The organism is Nostoc sp. JL33 (assembly GCF_017114985.1).
In the GTDB taxonomy this organism is placed as follows: Bacteria; Cyanobacteriota; Cyanobacteriia; order Cyanobacteriales; family Nostocaceae; genus Nostoc.
The window spans coordinates 187,469-207,034 of record NZ_JABXKP010000049.1 but is presented as its reverse complement, the minus strand read 5'-3'; the positions used below and the strand labels follow the sequence as shown (position 1 = coordinate 207,034).

Here is a 19,566-nt window from a genome sequence, read left to right as displayed (position 1 = left end):
ATGAGATGAGATAAAAAGCTTTGATGACCAACGGGAAATTTTATCACAACATTTTACAAGATATTCGGGATGCCATTAAGGAGCACTAAATGAGTCAAGAACAGCTACAAGAACTGATGAATCAAACGAAAGACCTCTCAAACTCAGCACGGCTGAGGTTAATTAGCTACCTGCTGGCAGAAGTGAAGGGAGCAAATGAGTCAACAAGAAAAGCAGCGATCGCTCGAATCCGTAAACGTTGGGAGATATTGCCGATTCAGTCGAGCAGCCAACTGCAAGAGTGGAAAGAACAAGGACGACTTTGATGGTGATTGATACGATGGTTTTCGTGTATGCTTTGTTACGTGTAGAATCTCAACATGAGCAAGCACTTTCTGCTTTAGAAAGAGCGGAACAAATTATTGTTCCCGATTCTTTCTTTGCTGAATTGGGTAATGTTGTATGGCAATGGATTGTATTTAGACAGCTACCGCTAACTATTGGGCTTGAGGTTTTGAAAGATGCGGAATCATTGGTAACTAAAATTATTCCTGTTATTGATATTCGAGATACTGCGCTAGAGCTAGCAGTACAGAAAAACCATTCTTTTTATGATGCGGTGTTTGTTGCCGCCGCAATTCAAGAGCAAGTTCAAGTAATCACCTTTGATCGCAAGTTTGCAGAAAAGTTTTCTGATCGGGTTCAACTTCTGCCTTCTGCCTTCTGAACATAACCTCTTCCCCTAACGGGGATAATGTGTATCAATTTCAAGTTTTTGGTCAGTGTCTAGCTCTCGCCCAGCATATTAACGGTAAATTACGTATACTTAATATATGCTAGCTAACTAAATTTCATTTTTGCTCCAATTAAGTGTTGCATTTTTGTAAAAGTCTGTTACATTACTTTACAGGCAGTTATAACTGTTACAACATAAAAGCTCGGAGTATTATTTATGGCAGACGTCAAGAAGACTACGCTTTCGGTTCCAGAAGATCCTAATGCTTTGCGCTGGGGCTTCACTCCTCAGAGCGAAAACTGGAACGGTCGTTTTGCAATGATTGGTTTTTTATCTGTCGTTCTACTTGAAGCCTTTTCTGGTCAAGGGATTTTACACTTCTGGGGCATCCTCTAGATTTAAACGTTTTTACCTTCATTAGATTATGAGGCAAGGCGGGGATTAGCAAAATTGTCTGCCTTGCCTGATAATCTCAAGAATTAGAAAACTTGCGAAAAATCCGCAATTACCCTACCGTGATGAGCGAAATATTACACGACCTGGAGATTCTTCCTGATTAATTCGCGCATATACCCGAAGACAAGTTAAGACTTCGCCAGGAATACCACCACAGTCTAGTTGTAAGTCATCCTTAGATAAAGCACAGATATCTGCATAAAGTCCCGATAATTGGCGAATTCGCACTTCATTACCTGCATTATTTGCCTGATCAGTGACTTTTTTCAGGATGCGTCGTGATTCATGTTGTAGCTTTCCCCACCAAGAATAGCGTTCAGCCGGTGGTATAAAGACTAGGGAATGTATCGCTTCGTCCATGTCAATCCAGGCACGTAGAATTGATAGAGGATCAGTATTTTCCTCAGTTTTTTTGGTGCGTTGGAAGCGATCGCTTAAAGCATCAATATATTGATGGCGCTGTTCTGGTTTGGAGTGTAAAGAGATAACATCGAAGCTAAAAACGCTCTTTAAGGCATGATGTAAATCCGGGTCAATTTCAATCAATTTTAGATATAAATATAGGAATCCTGCTAATATATCTGATGTATTATCTTGAGTAACTTTATAATTTAAAAGTCCTTGTTGAGACAAGCTCAATCCCTGAGTTTGAATAGTACCACTAAGACCGGGGTAGATAATTTCATCGCGGATAAACGGAAGTTGAAAGGTATTAGAATGATCTGCGATCGCACCAACTTCTTGAGCCATATCCAAGGTGCGCGATCGCCAAGATGCAGCCAAATCCTCTGGAACTCGCAGCAGTTTGCGTTGAATCTCATTCCATAAATCAGAATCTGTTTGGCTTTGCAGTTGGGAATTACCCAGATAATAACTAAGTTCTGAGTCAGAATCGAAAGCTTCCCGGAGTTGACTTAGTTTTAAATCATCTGGCGCATCTTCCCAACCAGTATTTTGCTGTGGGGGCGCAGGTTGCAACAGGCTATGAAGTTCTTGCAGCACATCATCGCATACCTTAGCTCCTGGATCTAGCGGAAATTCTGTGCGAGCCTGATTTAAGGTAGCCTCTAGTCCATACAGGCTCAACCGCAGTAACCGGGCTAATTCCGAGTTTTTTATTTCTAATAGCTGATGCAAGTGCTGCATGAATATCACTTCCAAATATTACCTGTATGTGATCATTAATTCGTAGCGAATTCAATTTGGCAAAACTCTGCGCCCCTATGCGTTTACTCTGCGTTCCTTTGGGTTTAAAAACATTAATTTTTTAAACGCTCCAGGAGCGCAAAAGTTGGCGCAAAGGAACGCAGAGGTTTAATGCATTTGCGTGAGGCTATGATCACTCCAGTTAATGTATGCCACAAAATGGATCGCGTTCTTTATCAACTTCGTTGGGCTGCAACTCTAATTCAGCAACATAAACGCATCCCTCTTCTTTTAGGCATTCCTGACTTTTTGATGTCCAGTAAGGGACTTCACCAGCGTGCATCCGCAGAATACCTTGATCATCGAGAGTTACACGATATTGGCAAGGGTAATCGGTAGTTACATCTGGTTTGCTGAGTGCGCCAATTCGTATCCATTTTTTACAGTTGGTTTCGGCATCTGTTTGGTAAACATAGAAAGTGTGCTGGCCAGTTTGCGGGAAGGGAGGTAAAGGATTACTAATTAACCCGCTTCCTGGTTGCGTTACCCCATCGCGCAAATAGTGAAATTTTTGAAACCTTCTACTACCATCATTTCCTACTTCAAATACAAGATGATAGGCATCTGGTTGATCAACAGTTGCTGACTCAATAACATTGACGGCAATATCACCATCGTTCAAGTCTTTATTGAAGCGCTCCACTGCAATATTCCAGTTCAATTTACCATCAGTAAATAGCGCTGATGTTTCTGAAACTACCGATCCCAAATCAATACCAGGAATATCAATTAAATAATGGGGATTCCCCTGACAAAGCAACACATTAAATTCCAGGGTTTGGTCAATCTCAAACTGGACTTTGATTTTTTTCAGAAACTCTACTTCTTCCATTCCTAGCTTCTTCATCAGGTTTTTGCCGTCAAAGCTACCCCAAAGTCGTAAATCTCCATCCTCGTAGTCTTGACGATAGATGATATTAGTTAATTGTATGCCTTGCCATTGAGTACGAACTTTGGCGACAGTTTCCCAAGGTGCGAGTTGATAGAGTTCTTGTCCAGCTTTGAATATAGTTAACAAATCGTTGCTTTGGGTTTTGCGTTTGAAGTTGCAGGGCAAATAATAAAATAGGTTTTTGACATCAATTTCTAGCTGGTTGGCTCCCTTACGCAGCAAGCTTTTAGACTCTTCTGGATCGAATCTCAATCTTCGCAGTTTCTCGGCATAGCAAGCACCGGCGGAGGTGGCTAGCTTAGTAAATTCCAGCACAAAGGTAATTCGTTCTGGATTCCAGACAAAATATGGAGACTTACTAAATTCCTGGTAGATTTGGCGCTGCACTATATCGAGATTACAAGTTTTACCAGACAAAATTAACCAATCAACTTTTTGGGAATTCCAAAAATCTTTGGTGAGATCATCGGGACGCAAACGACTTTCCATTAATCCTTTGGCAATACCAATCGCTTCTTTAATACCGGAAGCGGCGGCTCGTTCAAATTGCTGGTTATCTAGGGTAACGCAGATGCTATTTGGATCATTGACTTGCAATTTAACGGCGCTTTGGGTGAGCAGTTCGGAAATTTGCTGCTCAGAAAGTGTGAAGGTTAATAGAGAATTATCTGTTGGTGGCTTTTGTCCCAGTTTCAGTTTAGCTGCTTCTGCATGATCCCAGAGAATATAAAAAGATTGCAGGCGTTGGGGTGCTTGTTGCCAACGGGTAGGCAATACTTTCTCGGCAGTATCAAGCGCATCTTTGTAAGCGATATCACCTTCGGGATTCTCTTTGTCCAGACATTTTAAAAGACTGCCACTTTTGAATTTTCCTTGTTCTAAGAACCGCTCGTTTAACTCAGAGTTAATTAAATCTTCTAGCTTTTCGTTTTCAATATCACCTGTTGTTACTGCTGTCAACAAAAAGTCTGCGATCGCAACTTTTAATAATCTAAAAATTCGCAGTGTAATTAACTCACCACCTAATTGCAAATGACCAGATGAACCTAATAGTTTGGGGGTGAGTTTATAGTAACGTCCTCCTAAACCTCGGTCTTCATAGTCGGTAAAGGTAGGGGTTTTATCTTCTAAGGTGAGTTCAATTAAAGCTAAGTCTGTGGTTCCCCCACCAATGTCCAAGACGAGGACATTTTGTGACCATTTGTTTCCTGCTTGATGACAACGGGTTTTGAATGACTCAATACCAATGTTGAGATTACCGCCAAATTCTCGCCATAAAAAGAATATCGCCACGGAAACGGCTTCATCATAAGCAGTTTGCACATCATCGATCCCCAACTGTTCAACCAGTTCCCTAACTTCCTTGCGAACAACCGGTGGGGCGACAGTTGGGTAAGTGACAACTGCTGTCAAAAAATTTCCTTCTGAAAATCTGCGTCGTGCGCGTTGGCGATAATCTTCAGTTAACTCGATTAAATGCGCCCAAGCAGATTGAATCAGTTGATTTGCGGTAATTGTTTCTTCTTCACCATCCAAAATAACTGAAAACGATCGCTCCTGACCAAAATAGCGTTTGGGTGAATGATGAAACCTGCTGATAATTTCCTTTAAAGAACTGCTTGTACCTTGAGCGATCGCTTTTTTTCTGTTATCTCTAGCTTCCCTACCCATCCGCAGTTTTAAGTCTCCTAACTGCGAAATTTCCGACTCGCTAGGAATTTCCGTATCGCGGCGATCGATATCCAGCACAACTGGGATCAGATTTTGCGACTCTAGGGTAGGAACACGGAACACCTCATGATAGATTTGGTAAAGTTTTTTGCTGACAGCACGGCGGAACCTCTCGCTGTTTCCTAAAGAAAGCTCAATTTGGCGAATTGCTTCCAAAAATCGCTCTTTATTGTCACTTTCAAAGACTTCACTCAATCGGCTGGGTTCTATTTCCAGGTTTTTGCTAATTTCTGCGATAAACTTTTCCCAATCATCATTGCTGACATCTGGTAAAGCCACTGAGGCGGGAGAACTTAGCCATTGTGATAAGCGATCGCGTAAGCGTATTTCTTGTTCTTTGGGTAAAATTTCTGCGATCGGTACTTCAATTGGATCGAAAAGTGTGACTGTCGAATTCGACGTACCAAAATCTAAAGCAAACCACCCTGGAAATCTTTTTTGTTGTTTCTCGCTTGGTTCTTGATCACTATATTTGGTGACTTGAAAAGGGTTCATTATAGTATCACTTTCTGTTGTTTGTTTTATAGCCGACTAAAAACTGTGGTGTTGTATCATAAAATGACAAATTTAGAGGATAAGTAAGTCCGTGAGAATAAATCAAACTAGATTAAGTAATGTAAAAAATCTTGAGATTAGTTCGTAGTGAGGACTTTAGTCCTCAAATGATGGCTGAAGCCCTCACTACAAACCTTGAATTATTCACACCGCTCTACTTACTTGTGGTAAAGACTTTTAATCGTTGGTCTTGTATCACTGATTCTCTTTAGCACTGGCTTTTTTATTTGGCGCGATATCTACGTTGGGCTACGCTTTTATATAGAAAGGACGTAGGCGTAACCCAAACTAGGCATCGCTATGAAAATTAGGGCAGTTACTAAGTTGATGTCGAAGATTCTTGCTCAGTTGCAAGTCTTACTTGTTCAACTTTTTCGATAGTTAAATTCAGTAACTGGGCAACTTCTTCTATCGAGATACCATAAGCTAAGAACCGAGGTATAAGTTCAAGTTTTGCTTGTTCTCGTCCTTGTTGTATTCCTTGTTCTCGTCCTTTTTCTCGTATTTCTTCTAGTGCTTGTTTTAGTCCTTCTTGTCGTCCTTCTTCTTTAGCTTCTCGATAAACCCTAGTTTCTTGTAAATTAATTTCAAACATCGCCTCTACCTCTTCACGACTTAAGTTGGCAAATTTATAACCAGTAATTGTTTTGATTACTTAGCTGCAAGCCTTACTTGTTCGATAGTTAAATTAAGTAATTGGGCAACCTCTTCCATCGACATACCAAGGGCTAAGAACTGAGGTACAAGTTCAAGTTTTGCTTGTTCTCGTCCTCGTTGGATTCCTAGTTCTAATCCTAGTTCCATCCCCTCTTGTTTAGCTTCTTGATAAACTCGAGTTTCTTCTAACTTAACTCCTAACATAGCCTCTACCTCTTCACGACTTAAGTTGGCAAATTTATAAACTGCAATCGTTGTGATTACATCTATTATCTCCTCCTTAGCTAAGACAGTTATCTGTTCTTGTTGCACCCGCTCAATTAAACGTTTCGCTTCTTGCACCATTTGAGTCTCTGAGGCAATAGTCAACTGCATCAAACTGATACCTACTTTTTGCTCATCAGGACTACCTAACTCATCTAAATAAATTCGTTGTACTTGGGAACTGTTCAGTAATGATCTGTGAATAGTGGTTTTTTCCGGTTCCAAGCTGCGAGACTGTAAAATAATTACTCCGTACCAGTCATCGTAAAGCGACGGGTTACGATACATATACAGCATGGATTCTGAGAAAAACCGATGGTACAATAACTCATCTGTCTTGGAAAGTTGCTCTACTTGGGGAGACCCCAAGACCGCACTTTCCGCTTTTTGGAATTGTACCTCAGCAAAAAAGATCATCTGAGATGTTGCATCAGGTGGAGGTAAAAATACCCCATCAATCCGAAATGTTGGTTCTTTAACTTCAACTGATTCAAAGCGATAGCTACTAGCTTCTGCTGGTGGTTGTTCTACTAACTCGAAAAACAATCCTGGGACACGCTTGAAAATTGTATAAAAAATCGCATCACGTCTCACAAATACATCCTCATATCCGTACCCGATCGCAATCAGTCATTTTCTGAGTTAGCTCAGATAAAATCATCTGAGTAAGAAACAGCCGAAATTTCTGAAAGAATCTGCAACCAAGTAGGAATTGGTATCTCAGATGGCAATTCTCCAGCCGCCAAATATCTTAGCAAAGTTTCTTTCTTTGAAAGGTTTTGCAAACTAGGAATAACTTGATCCAAAATACCTTCTAGTTCGGAATTAATTCGCTGATTAACTTCGCTAACATACTGCACAAGATGAAGACTGGCGCTAGCAGTAATTTCATCTCGGAGTCGCAGTACAAAAAGTTGGTGGTTGCTCGATCTGGGTAAAGCTTGGCTTTTCTCTGGTGCCCAGTCAAAGATTTGACCAACGTTGTGTTTCTCGTCTTGACGCGCTAAAGGGAAGATGATTTCGGGTGCAACGGTTTTGTCTTTACTAGTAATTTCGGAGATGATTGCTTCTTTCCATTCGTTAGGGTCGCATCCTAGTAATAATTTGTAAAAGAGATCAGCATCTTCAAAACCAAATTTTTCTTCGATTTCTTGTTCCATCTCTGGGTGGAAAAATGCCTGCAATTGTTCGCGTTCTAGGGCTACAAAAATTGACAATTGATTCAACAAATCTACCACTGCTTGATGGATGCGATCGCGGGCAAAATCTTCTACTTCTTTAACGGTTTTCTCAAATACTGGATAAAAATCATCGCTCTTAGTCGGAAGGGAACTATTGACACGGTTTCCTCGATCAAATAATTTCCCGGCTGCACCTTTAGATTCTGCCAGAGCGATCGCTCCATTGTTCGCTTTGTTGAAGAGTAAAGTCCACTGGTTCCAATTGAGGATTCTAAAAGTGAGTTCGTCTTTTACTACATCGCTGACGACAACACCGCGTCGGTCTTTGAGTGGTTCTTTCCCTAAATCTTTTTGAAAATTCCTATAGATTTTATCCAAGCTTTCGACCACAAAGCGCAATTCCATAAAAGCGGGACTATCGCCTGTGGGGATACCTTGCTCGTGAATTTCATCTATGATGTCTTTCAAGTGATCTTGTTGCTGACTCACCACATCAGCAGCTCTTTTAGTATCTTCATACAATTGCTTTAGACCATGAGTAGCTACGTGGGTTTGAATCAATTCCCGCAGCTTACTAAGTCCCCCATCTTGACTAAAGTAACCTAGCTGTCTGCCCAAATAGCTACGAGCGTCAGATTCTAGTAGCTGTTCACTTAATAGCTCCCATTTCTCTTGTAGCCGTTTAGACCGATCTAGGTAATCAGGATAATCTAAGTTAGCCAAAAACTCTGGTGAGCCTGCTTTGACTGTACTAGAACGTTTTGCTAATTCGGCCAGTCCCAACAGTGGTGACAGTAAAACGATGCGGTCTTTTTGGGTTGTAAACGCTTCTGCACCATCAATGGTAGTTTGCAGAACTTTGAGTTTTTGGAAAACGGTTTCTTCCTGCAAATCTGGGCTATCTTCAATCAGTTGGTCAAGTTCTCTTTCGCCACCCTCGCTATCTAGGGGTAGTTGATCGAAGCGACCCACACCGACGAGAATTAAATCTTTCAGGTCTTGTCCCGGTCGCTGCTGCTGCATCATCGTAAAGATTTTATTGGCGCGATCGCTACCAGGAGATTTACCATTTAGCAATACCAAAATTGTCTGTACTTCTGCCAATTCCCGCAGTGACAAAAACGTATCCCTAGCCCCGGAATTAGCAGCCCCCAATCCTGGAAAGTCGATGAGAATAAATTTAGCTGCGTCTGCAAAATCCCAAATTTCCCGTGATATTTTTACATCGATATCTACACGGCGGATGAGTGGGAAACTGTTTTGCAATAACTTTGTTGGCAGCCTCTGAGGTGGACTTGGTAATTGGATGTGTGCTGGAGGTAGATCCTCAAATTTCAGAGTTTGGATTGCCATTGGCTGTTCGACTAGCTGTAGCCCCTCGCGGGCAGTGGTAGCATCAATCTGGTAGCGGACACCACACATAACTTCCCCATAGGCGTGATAAGCCCGCAGGAATAATACCAACTCCCGGAGTAAATAACGTAGCTCCAAATTGTTACTACTATTCCATGCTTCTTCACACCAGCTTATAATATCCTTCCCAGAGTTGAGTTTCGATACAGGTATAGGAGGAAGCCCGGCTGCTGTTGTCCGCTTATTGGCTTCCCCTAGCATGAAGCGTAGACACTCATGTACTCCTTTATGAGAAAGATACTCTACAGTAAAATTACTTAATTGAGTGGTTGTAAATTCATCTTGTGGTATAATATGTATGGCAGTAACATTACCTGTAGTCGGATTTTCACTGACTGGCAAAGCATCTGCATATCCAATGAGACTGCCTAAAAGTAAGGTTTTCCCACTGCTGAATTCCCCCATCACACCAATTTTGACAGTCGAAGTTGCAAGGTCTACAGTTTTCTGGGCAGCTGACCGCAGACGAAGGAGACAGTCGTCAAGACTAGCTGGAACCCAATCTTCTTGTTTGGAAGGGTAGTGGGGCACAGAATCTATCTTTCGGAGGATGAATTCGCCGTACTCCTTAAAACGGCCTAGTTTATCTGGTTCCATAGAGTAGTTTCCGCCTAACATGAATTGCTGTGAGCTTTATAACATATAAAACGCGATTGCTAGCCATTGTTGCAACGTGTTGATATCACATTTAGCATTTCTATCATTTAATTTGCGATTTTGGTATAAGGCATTTTAAACGGTCAAGACAATTTTGAAAAATCGGGTTTGAATTGGAAAATTAAAAAAGAATACATTTGTCATAATCCCGGATTATAAATGAAGAAAGTGGGCTTTTATACCACATAATCACTAAATGATGCTTAGTATAAATGTGAGTATTAAACGCTTTTATACCCCTGATTTTAAGCAAGCTACATCGATCATCGAATTTTAGATTTTAAATTTTGGAAAATGGAATTGTTGAGCGTTGCCTAAGAAGAGAAAATTCTTTAATCCGTCTTGGAAAGTTTGCTCAAGTCAAGCCACTCCGTTGCGGGGGTTCCCCCCGTTATAGGAAGTGGCGCGGCAGAGCCGCCCACGCAACTTTCCGCAAAATCTAAAATTAAATGACTTGCCCCTGACTTGATTGCTCTTTTCTTCAATCTAAAATCTAAAATCCAAAATCCTTGCATTGTCTGATCCAGACTCTAATTCATCCTGAATTCTTCTTGATAAAAAATCAATATTTATTTTGGATGAAATTCTTTAGTATTGTGAATTTATTATGAAGACGTCAGTGGCTCACAGAGAATCATATAGTTTTGATGAAGCTAAATCAGGTTTTTGAGCAATGCAATTACATAGCTAAGATGAATTTATCAGTATTTTAAGAACAAACAAAAAAAAACTTCCTTAACACATCGATAGTTTAAATCTCACCAAAAATGCTGAGGCTAATCTTAATGAGAACTTCAGCATTTTTTTAATTTATTTACAGTAAAACAGGAATTATTGCAAAGATAAAAATCAATAAAGGATTAAAATAAATAATAGGTTGTGAGCAAGATGATATCTATTTATTAACAAATCCTCTTTTCCGACTATTACCTTAATAATTTAGGCAGAGCAGGCAGGCAAAAGTGTTTTCTAAAAAGGTGCAGAGCTACATTAGCCAAATCATAGTTGAAGAGGAAGAAATACAACAGGATGAAAAAGTATTTTGCCACCAGGTGGATACTGCTCCTTTGATGATTTGGATAGCTGGATGCAATGCACTTTACTGTTACTTCAATTCAAATTGGCTGGAATTTATTGGAACATATCTAATAACAGGCGCATCTGCATCTGCGCGAGAAGATGAGATAGGCAATATCTGGACTTGCAGCGTCCATCCAGAAGATAGACAGCGATGTGAAGATATCTACTTAGCAGCATTTGCGGCGCGTGATTCGTTCTGGAGGGAATATCGCCTGCGTCGGGCTGATGGCGAATATCGCTGGATTTTAGATACAGCCGCACCACGATTTGCAGCAGATGGCAGCTTTGTCGGTTACATCGGTTATTGTGTAGACATAACAGAAATGACAATAGTAGGAAGCCGACCTATCCTGACAGAAAGCTGCTCCGCATCTACAAATCCCTCATATCGCCTACGTAATATTACAGAGAAAGCCCAGGTGGCAGAATTCCAAAAAATACTGGCGCAACTGCAAGCTGAAACTGCAAAACGCCAAGCAGTTGAAGCACAGTTACACCAAAAAACATCAGAATTTGCAGCGATTTTGCAAGTGCTTCCTGATTTATACTTTCGTCTCGATGCTGATGGAACTATTCTGGATTACAAGCCAGGAAAAATAGAGAATCTGTCTATTCCACCAGGAGATTGTCAGGGCAAGAGTTTGCAAGAATGCCTACCGATTGCTGTAGGCGATCGCTTCCACCAAGCAATAACTCAAGTACTTGAAACTCAATATGAAGTCAGTTTTGAATATACCTTACCGCTACCAGAAGGGAACAATAATTTTGAAGCTAGATTATTACCATTGCCAGACCAGCAAATTATAGTTCTTGTCCGCGACATCCAAGCAGCATTCATAGAAAGCGATGCCAAGTTTCGCAGCATTGTTGAAAACGCCAATAACATTATTTTTGCGCTGACACTTGAAGGGATATTTTCCTACGTTTCTCCTAACTGGACTGAAATTTTTGGGCATGAGGTTGCAGAGGTTGAAGGTAAATCTTTTGTTCCCTTTGTACATCCTGACGATGTGCCTATCTGTGCCGATTATTTTCAAAGACTTTTGACAACAGGCGAAAAACTTCTGCCAATTGAATATCGAATAAAACACAAAAATGGTAGTTGGCGATGGCATACAAGCAACTCATCTGCTATTAGAGACACCAATGGTAATGTTTTAAACTTCGTTGGTATTTGCCATGACACCACTGAGCGCAAACAAGCAGAAATTGCACTCAGAGAAAGCGCCCAGCGAGAAGCACTAATCAATCGTCTTTCTAGCCAAATTCGGGCTTCTTTGGATCTCAATCACATTGTGGAAACCGCAGTGCAGGAGATTGGCAACTTATTCAAAATCGATCGCTGCGCCTTCTTTTGGTATCGACAAGACGTTGATGTACCCTACTGGGAGAGAGTATATGAAGCGAAAAGTTCTTTTTTACCCTGTCTGCTTAATGACCGAGAAGGAACTAATGCAGAAATCGAACTAATCGCAGCCAAAACCTTAAATAGAGAAATCATCCGCATTGATGATGCTGAGACTATGGGCGATCATCCCACTGCACGGCAGTTTTTGCAAGATTTTGGTTTCACTGCCTTTATGTCGCTGCCCGTACACACCCAATCTGGGGAAATTGGCACATTTAGCTGTGGTGATTGTAGTGGCTTCCGCCCTTGGCTGGACAACGAAGTAGAATTATTACAAGCAGTTACAGTTCAACTAGCGATCGCCATTGACCAAGCTAAACTTTACACCCAAAGTCGCATTACTGCCCAAACTGCCCAAGACAAAGCCCAGCAACTAGAAGCGGCATTGCTAGAACTTCAACAAACCCAAGCGCAACTGATTCAAACTGAAAAAATGTCCAGTTTAGGACAATTGGTTGCAGGTATTGCCCACGAAATCAATAATCCCATCAATTTCATCTACGGCAATATTAGCCATGCCCGTGAATATACTAAGGATTTACTGCACTTAGTAGAACTTTATCAACAGAACTACTGCCCACCAACACCAGAGATTCACCAACAAATCTACACCATTGATTTAGACTTTATCAAGCACGATTTGCCGAAAATCCTCGATTCTATGAACATGGGAGCCGAACGCATTCGGCAGATTGTCCTATCTTTACGTAATTTTTCTCGCCTTGATGAAGACGGTATGAAGCCAGTAGATATTCATGAAGGTATGGAGAGCACCTTGCTGCTGTTGCAAAATCGTTTGAAAGCCAAACCAGGACATCCCGAAATCCAAGTAATCCGAGACTACGGCAACCTGCCACCGGTCGTGTGTCACGCTGGACAGATGAATCAGGTGTTTATGAATCTGTTGGCAAATGCGATCGATGTTTTAGAAGAGTCATACCCTGCCGGAAGGCCAAGCGCCTATGTCATTAGTCATACGCTGCCGGAAGCGCCTATGTCATTAGTAAACAAGACTGAACAAAGGACAAATGACCAAGAGAGAAGTCTGAGCGGAGGAAGCCTCCGCTCAGAACTTCGGAGAAAAATGACTTTTCCCCAGATTCGGATTCGCACCCTCATCGAAGAAGACCGTGTAATCATTAGCATTGCCGACAATGGACTAGGCATGACTGAGGAAGTTTGCAAACGCCTATTTGACCCCTTCTTCACTACAAAACCTGTGGGTAAAGGCACTGGCATGGGGTTATCAATTAGCTACCAAATTGTTGTAAAAAAACACGATGGGAAAATCCAGTGTATTTCAGCGCCAGGAGAAGGTGCTGAGTTTGTGATCGTGATTCCACTCAAGCAGGAATCTTGATCGTAGAAATTAGGCAATCTTGACCTAAAGTTAATTAAAAATTAATCTATTAGTTGTTAACTGATATTAATTCAATTTTTGCTGCAACATTTGACCCCCCAACAACCTAGAATTTACAGGAATTGGGGGGATTATTTCTCCTAGTACACTGTTGCGTCAGTTTACCTACCTTCAACAAGTTGCTGTGAGCAACTTGTTAGTCTGGTTAATTGAGATGGTAGCTGAATTTCCGCCGTGTTGTACTAGTATAGGGAATTAGGAATAGAAATGTTCCAGTTCAATCGATTAAAAAAGGTTGTAATGGTAGTACTATGTTTGCTTCGGCGTAGCCTAACCCAGGCATCGCACCTTTGAAAAAAATCCCTGAGTATAAATAAAATAGAAGGCTGGGATGATACAACCCCAAAGTCAAAATAGTATCACCTACACACGCGTTATCCACCTAAGTCATGTAATTGACATAGATATTCCCCAATGGTCTGGCGACCCCACAGTAGAATTTGAAACTGTGGCTGAACTAAATAATGATGGTTATTACCTGCGGCGTTTCTCCTTGGGGGAACATAGCGCTACGCATATCAACGCCCCTAACAGTTTTCATAGTTATGCTGTGGGAATTGACCAATACCCAGCCCAGTCTTTGGTTGTACCTGCGGTGGTCATAAATATTTGCCAAGCCACAGCCGTTAATCCTGATTATGCCCTGACTATTGCTGATGTTCTGGCTTGGGAAGAACAATACGGTGAAATTTCTGCTGGCTGCGTAGTTATACTAAATACTGGTTGGGAAAAAAAGTGGTTGGATAAAACTGCATTCCTCAATCATGATGCTCAAGGAATTGCTCACTTTCCTGGGTTTGGCAGGGATGCGGCTCAATTATTACTGAATGAACGGCAAATAGCAGGGGTAGGAATTGATACGCATGGCGTAGACCCTGGACAGGATAACAGCTTTGCAATTAACCGCTTGGTGTTGGAAAAACCGCGCATTGTGTTGGAGAATCTGACAAATTTGGATCAACTGCCACCTAAAGGTACTACTTTAGCGATCGCAGTTCTTAGGTTGCGTGGTGGTTCTGGTTCTCCTGTGGGGGTGTTGGCGTTTGTCCCTTAATTGTTATATCGATATTTGCTTCTCACGCCAATTTTATAACTAATTATCCGCTAGCACGAAACCTGCTGATGTTAACCGTGGCTGTGGCGTGTGAAGCGATCGCTTCCTTCATTGCAACAGCAGAACAGCGTCACTTCACCATCACCATCTGTGTTTTTGTAGGTTGCGATAGCCTACGGTTTTTGCTAGCCTACGCTCATCATAATTAACTAGCTAGATAGCTGTGTATCTTATCCTTATGTCTTCGGAGAATACCCAAAGCTTGTTGCTCTACCTGTCGCACTCGTTCTCGACTAATACCCAGACGTTGACCAATCTCCACTAAAGAAAGTTCATTTCCATCTGTTAAGCCAAAACGTAAAGTTAATATTTCTCGTTGCTGAGGAGTTAATTTTAACAATAAATCTTGAATATTTTGTTGGAGAAACTTTTGGTCAGCGTATAATTCTGGGGAGAGTCCATCATCCTCCAACATATCTTGTAATTCTGTATCTTTTTCTGAGCCAACTCGCAATTCTAGAGAGACAGGTTGACGTGCTAAGAGTAAATAATCTCGAATTTGTTTGGGATCTAAAGATAGTTCTTCGGCGATATCAACTGCGGTAGGAGTACGGCCTAATGTTTGAGTTAGTTCACGTTGAATACGCTTGATTTTGTTCAGTTTTTCTGTAACATGAATAGGCAAGCGGATAATACGTCCTTTTTCGGCGATCGCTCGTGTAATTGCCTGACGAATCCACCAATAGCCATAAGTTGAAAACTTGTACCCTTTAGTAGGGTCAAATTTCTCAACTCCTCGCTCTAAACCTAAACTTCCTTCTTGAATTAAGTCGAGAAAATCTAGGTTATGTCTTTGATATTTCTTAGCAATAGACACCACAAGTCGCAGGTTAGCTTGAATCATTTTCTGCTTGGCTTGATATCCCTGATCTAGCTGTTGCAGCAGAGAGTTTTCAGCGATATTTATATTTTCAATCCACTCTTGTTGTGTCGGTTGACGTTTTAATTGAACAGCTAATTTTTCTTTCGCAGCAACTAAAGCCATCATTTGTTGAATTTGCTTGGCGAAATTAATCTCTTGCTCATGAGTTAATAAAGGTATACGTCCAATCTCGCTCAGATAAGTACGCACTGTATCAGCAGTATATAAAGGTTTTTCATTTTTATTACTTCCTTCTAGAGACCGGCTAGATAGATTATTCATAGTTATTTATTTGAACCTTCAGAAATATTTGTTGGTTTAGAGGGAATTAACAATCGAAAATTGTTCTTTGCGCGTCTCGTAGAGAAGAGAGTTTCAGACTAAAATTTTGACTGCAATCGGTTTGTAGCTTGACTTTAAAAGGTAAAAATCAAGAATTTGTTAATATTTTTCGGGTTTTTGTCACGTATAATTATTTTGCCAAAACTAATATTTTTTAAGTTAAGAGCTTGATGTGACAGGAGCTTGTCAAACAATTGAAAAAGTTATGTCTGTACAAATTTCAGCGGATTTAAATTTGGTGGAATACACAACCTAAGTCTCCAAAACAGGCTTTATACCTGCTTTATTTGATAATTCTCCTGTAAGTAGCCAGAGATCATGTACACTATGACGCATGAAAGTACTTTTTCCGATACCTTTTTGCTAACATTCATTAACAAATACACTCCTTGAGAGAGGGCGTATCAACCAATGCACGAAGGAAAATACCTCGCGCACCATTTAGATCCCTCGGCATCACCCGCCCATCAGATGGAGACTTGACAAATTTAGCACCACCAAGTTTGTGGATTATTTCGCCAGTCCAGCTAACTGTTTTTGATGTATATGCCTCGTTAACATCCATCACTACAATGCCAGTTTCAAAAGCTTTGTGTTTAAGGAACTGCTTAAAACGATAATGAGAGAGTGTCAACATCTGGCGTACTGATTTTGACCTAATTCGCCGCTTTGCCTTTCTAGACATCTGCGATGTTTCAAAAGTTGGTAGCAAAATAATGTCAAAGTTATCAACCAAAAACCGAGCGGTTTTCTTGTGTAGTTCGTCTACAAGATTTTTGATTTTACCTCGTAGTGAACTTGCTGCAAGTTTCATTCTTCTTTTCTGTTTGCATTTAGCTTTAGTTAGCTTAGAAATCAACTTATCTAAACGGAAGCATAGCTTCTGAATTTGTAAGCTAGCATCTGTTCCGATTTCACCAAAACTAGATTCAGAAAAGAATGTGATAAACGTCCTGATGCCGGGGTCAAGTGCCACAACATGTCCTTGGTTATCAGACTTTTGTTGCGGCACGTTCTCTGGAACCGTCAAATAGTAGTCACGATAAGCAAATACTAAACGACAGTCACCAAAGCTTTGTGGCAAAGTTTCTTTGAAAGTTGCCTCACCTAATATAGTGTGGTAAATTCCTAAGTCTTTTACCGCAGATTTGGGAATGTAGCAAGATTGCACAGGGTCTTTTCTTGACCTAAATCTAACCTTGCTAATGCCTCCACCATTTTTAAACTTTTTCTTAGCGTTACTAACAGCTTTGCAAGCATCTTTGATAGCGATTGACTTAATTTGATAAGGGACTGATTTACTCCACTCTGGTAACCCGTTCAGTATGTCAGTTTTAATCGCTTTCCAGTTAGCTTTAATGCTGGAATCTTGCAGTAATTTGACGGTGGTGTTGTAGACGAATCTAGACACACCAAACCATTGCTTAAGGGTCTGTCTTTGCGATGCGGTGAGGAAGATCCGGATCTTCCTTGATTTTTTTACTGTACTTTCTGAGTCCGTGCATCCGACAAGAGAAGACGTGGAGGATGGAGAGAAGATCCGAGGTAAGCTCTGATTCGGGGCAATGTACAGTTTGCCCTTGAACCACGATTTGTCCACCGTTTTGCTCGACCATGTACTGAATAAGTTCAAATCCAAATCTTGCGAGTCGGTCACGACAGGCAATAATAAGCGTGAGCTTATCTCCTTGCATAAGTCTGTCCAGTAAGGTTTGCAGTCCTTTCCGTTTGAAGTTGATTCCACTGCCGATGTCTTTGATGATTTCGGCATCTGGGTAGAGTGATTGCATATAAGCAATTTGTCTACCAAGGTCGTCTCGCTGCTTGGTTGAACTGACTCGGCAGTAGCAAATAAGGGAAGCTCTATCTGCACCGCAAAGCTCGCCACGGGGATACTCCCCGGTGGCAGACTTTGCGCGAAGATAGGACTCGACATCAAAGAGTCTTTGCCCTGCTTCGTTTTTGATGCTTTGGATTTTCCCATTGTCTGCGTACTTCCTTAATGTGTTTGGGTGCAGTCCAAGTTTTTTAACTGCCTCTCGTAGTGGTACATAAGTCATACCACTATATTAGCATTTGTTAGTATTTATGAGCTATTGTTAGCGAGTAATTAGCTATTGGCTAACCTTCCCTCTGTCTCTTTAGAGTTTTACCCTAAGTCAAGTAAGTCAAGTCGCGTTCTGGGAATCTAAGCAAAAAAATCACCTATTTCCCCAAGGAGGCTCCCGATTACTCGAAGAGAAGCGCTGAGAGGAATTGCGGAAATAGGTGAAGTTATGTCTTTTCTAATCTTTCTCGGATTTTGGCCTTTTCCTGCCAAACAAACTAGTCATACTTAATCCAGTAACCAACAACGCCAATAGTCCTAGTCCGTTCAAAATCGGGTAGATTCCCTCTAAACCGAAGATTTCACCACGATGAATCGAAAGCAATAGACTACGCGGAACTCCAAGGTTAGCTGACCACTCACCTACCAACGTAGCTGCAATACCAGTTAACAATGTTACAGCAAGCGGTAAAGCCAAAATAATCGCTAGAGTTCGATGGTACTTGCGAAATGAACGCATTATCCAAATTCTCCAGTGGAACTATAGCAGTTTGCAACTTGATGAGGTACAAAACTATTTATCTCAAAGTCAGATTTAAAGCTTGTTTTTTTACTGTCTTTTGACTCCTACTGATATGTTAATTAACCTTTAGAAACAGTGGCAATATTTGTGCTAAGTGTTTGTAAGCCCTTAAGAGCTTTCGCTTTATCTTTTGCTTTCAGCGCACCTTTCACCTGGGTGGCAGCATCTTCGATTACATTATAGGTTTTTGAAGATTTAGTTTTGACACCATCCTCAACCTTAGACCAAGAGTTTTCAAACTTATCAAATTCCTGTTGAGCTTTGTCAAACTTTCCGGCTGACACCGCAGTTTTTGTATTTGAAACTACACTGACCAAAGTATCAAAACCTCCCTGCGTAGCACCAGCAGTTTTGGATACCGTTGTTGCCGCAGTAGTTTGTGTGGTAGCAGGAGTCTGGGTAGCAGATTCTTGAGCGCTGTTGCATCCTACCAATGTCAGTAAGCCAATTGCAGTAACGGGGATAATGTAAATTAAGCGTTTCATAAATAATACCTCTGGAATAATCAGAAATCGCCAAGTAGCGACGGGTATCAGCTACTATATCAGTAAACTTGTCGTCTAAGAGGATGTTTGTAAAGTCTAATTTATTACCAAAGAGGCGGAAAGGGAAAAGGGTCACACAATTTTAGATTTTAGATTTTAGATTTTAGATTTTAGATTGAAAAGAGCAATTAAGTCACTTGCTCTGTCATTTAATTTCAGATTTTAGATTTTAGATTTATTCCACGTAGCAAGAACCACGCGGAGCGAGTATAAATTCGGGGGCTTTAGACCTTTTTAAATAATGGAACGCAAGAATCTTCTCTTCTTAGGCAACGCCCAACAATTCCATTTTCCGAAATTTAAAATCTAAAATTCGGTAAGGGGTAAAGGAAGCAACTGTTAGGGCTTGACCCCACTAGGTATAGAGCAAGTATTTTTAAATATGGAGAATATTAAAGAAGATTTTTGAGTTTGCAATTGATTGCAGGGCGGGAAAGC

The 19,566-nt window shown here is 41.0% G+C and carries 16 protein-coding genes; 6 read left to right on the top strand and 10 right to left on the bottom strand.

The genetic code is table 11. From position 1 onward, the window contains the following. Window positions 1-89: 89 nt before the first annotated feature. The 3 genes from HWQ23_RS13475 to HWQ23_RS13465 all read left to right on the top strand — a co-directional run bounded on the left by HWQ23_RS13475 (window position 90) and on the right by HWQ23_RS13465 (window position 1,111). Window positions 90-305: a hypothetical protein gene (locus HWQ23_RS13475; protein WP_292829003.1), complete on the top strand. Its 216-nt coding sequence runs from the start codon at window positions 90-92 to the stop codon at window positions 303-305. After that, window positions 305-706, top strand: a complete 402-nt coding sequence (locus HWQ23_RS13470; protein WP_292829001.1) for a type II toxin-antitoxin system VapC family toxin — start codon at window positions 305-307, stop codon at window positions 704-706. Before HWQ23_RS13475 ends, HWQ23_RS13470 begins: the two co-directional genes overlap by 1 nt. 225 nt (window positions 707-931) lie before the next feature. After that, a complete protein-coding gene (locus HWQ23_RS13465; protein ID WP_292828999.1) occupies window positions 932-1,111 on the top strand; it encodes a high light inducible protein in 180 nt (59 codons plus the stop codon). Window positions 1,112-1,225: 114 nt separating this feature from the next. On the opposite strand, the gene HWQ23_RS13460 is transcribed toward HWQ23_RS13465, so the two are convergent. The 5 genes from HWQ23_RS13460 to HWQ23_RS13440 form a co-directional block, all read right to left on the bottom strand. Next, window positions 1,226-2,317 carry a hypothetical protein gene (locus tag HWQ23_RS13460; RefSeq protein ID WP_292828997.1) on the bottom strand — a complete coding sequence of 364 codons (1,092 nt, stop codon included), beginning with the start codon at window positions 2,315-2,317 and terminating at the stop codon, window positions 1,226-1,228. 202 nt (window positions 2,318-2,519) lie between these two features. Beyond that, entirely contained in the window at window positions 2,520-5,495 is a 2,976-nt protein-coding gene (locus tag HWQ23_RS13455; RefSeq protein ID WP_292828995.1) for an acetate and sugar kinases/Hsc70/actin family protein, read from the bottom strand. A gap of 379 nt (window positions 5,496-5,874) precedes the next feature. After that, window positions 5,875-6,150: an aspartate aminotransferase gene (locus tag HWQ23_RS13450; protein ID WP_292828993.1), complete on the bottom strand. Its 276-nt coding sequence runs from the start codon at window positions 6,148-6,150 to the stop codon at window positions 5,875-5,877. 56 nt (window positions 6,151-6,206) lie between these two features. Then, window positions 6,207-7,070 (bottom strand): Rpn family recombination-promoting nuclease/putative transposase, encoded by an 864-nt coding sequence (locus tag HWQ23_RS13445; protein WP_292828991.1) that lies wholly within the window; start codon window positions 7,068-7,070, stop codon window positions 6,207-6,209. 53 nt (window positions 7,071-7,123) lie between these two features. Continuing rightward, complete coding sequence (locus tag HWQ23_RS13440) at window positions 7,124-9,667, bottom strand: P-loop NTPase family protein (RefSeq protein ID WP_292828989.1); 2,544 nt, start codon at window positions 9,665-9,667, stop codon at window positions 7,124-7,126. 1,022 nt (window positions 9,668-10,689) lie between these two features. Between HWQ23_RS13440 and HWQ23_RS13435 the strand changes: the two genes are divergently transcribed. From HWQ23_RS13435 to HWQ23_RS13425, 3 genes are all read left to right on the top strand, one after another. Beyond that, entirely contained in the window at window positions 10,690-13,575 is a 2,886-nt protein-coding gene (locus HWQ23_RS13435; protein ID WP_292828987.1) for a PAS domain-containing protein, read from the top strand. Window positions 13,576-13,966: 391 nt separating this feature from the next. Next, window positions 13,967-14,689, top strand: coding sequence for a cyclase family protein (locus tag HWQ23_RS13430; protein ID WP_292828985.1), 723 nt, complete (start codon window positions 13,967-13,969; stop codon window positions 14,687-14,689). A gap of 68 nt (window positions 14,690-14,757) precedes the next feature. Beyond that, window positions 14,758-14,898 (top strand): hypothetical protein, encoded by a 141-nt coding sequence (locus HWQ23_RS13425; protein ID WP_292828983.1) that lies wholly within the window; start codon window positions 14,758-14,760, stop codon window positions 14,896-14,898. Here HWQ23_RS13425 and HWQ23_RS13420 read toward each other — a convergent pair. The 5 genes from HWQ23_RS13420 to HWQ23_RS13400 all read right to left on the bottom strand — a co-directional run bounded on the left by HWQ23_RS13420 (window position 14,895) and on the right by HWQ23_RS13400 (window position 19,068). Beyond that, on the bottom strand, window positions 14,895-15,893 hold the full coding sequence (locus HWQ23_RS13420; RefSeq protein WP_292828981.1) for an RNA polymerase sigma factor, RpoD/SigA family: 999 nt from the start codon (window positions 15,891-15,893) through the stop codon (window positions 14,895-14,897). The genes HWQ23_RS13425 and HWQ23_RS13420 overlap by 4 nt on opposite strands. Window positions 15,894-16,326: 433 nt before the next feature. Then, complete coding sequence (locus HWQ23_RS13415) at window positions 16,327-17,412, bottom strand: RNA-guided endonuclease InsQ/TnpB family protein (protein WP_292829046.1); 1,086 nt, start codon at window positions 17,410-17,412, stop codon at window positions 16,327-16,329. After that, window positions 17,378-18,013, bottom strand: a complete 636-nt coding sequence (locus tag HWQ23_RS13410) for an IS607 family transposase (RefSeq protein ID WP_292828979.1) — start codon at window positions 18,011-18,013, stop codon at window positions 17,378-17,380. Before HWQ23_RS13410 ends, HWQ23_RS13415 begins: the two co-directional genes overlap by 35 nt. A 225-nt stretch (window positions 18,014-18,238) precedes the next feature. Further along, window positions 18,239-18,520, bottom strand: a complete 282-nt coding sequence (locus tag HWQ23_RS13405) for a peptidase (RefSeq protein ID WP_292828977.1) — start codon at window positions 18,518-18,520, stop codon at window positions 18,239-18,241. A gap of 122 nt (window positions 18,521-18,642) precedes the next feature. After that, entirely contained in the window at window positions 18,643-19,068 is a 426-nt protein-coding gene (locus tag HWQ23_RS13400; protein ID WP_292828975.1) for a DUF4363 family protein, read from the bottom strand. Window positions 19,069-19,566: the final 498 nt, after the last annotated feature.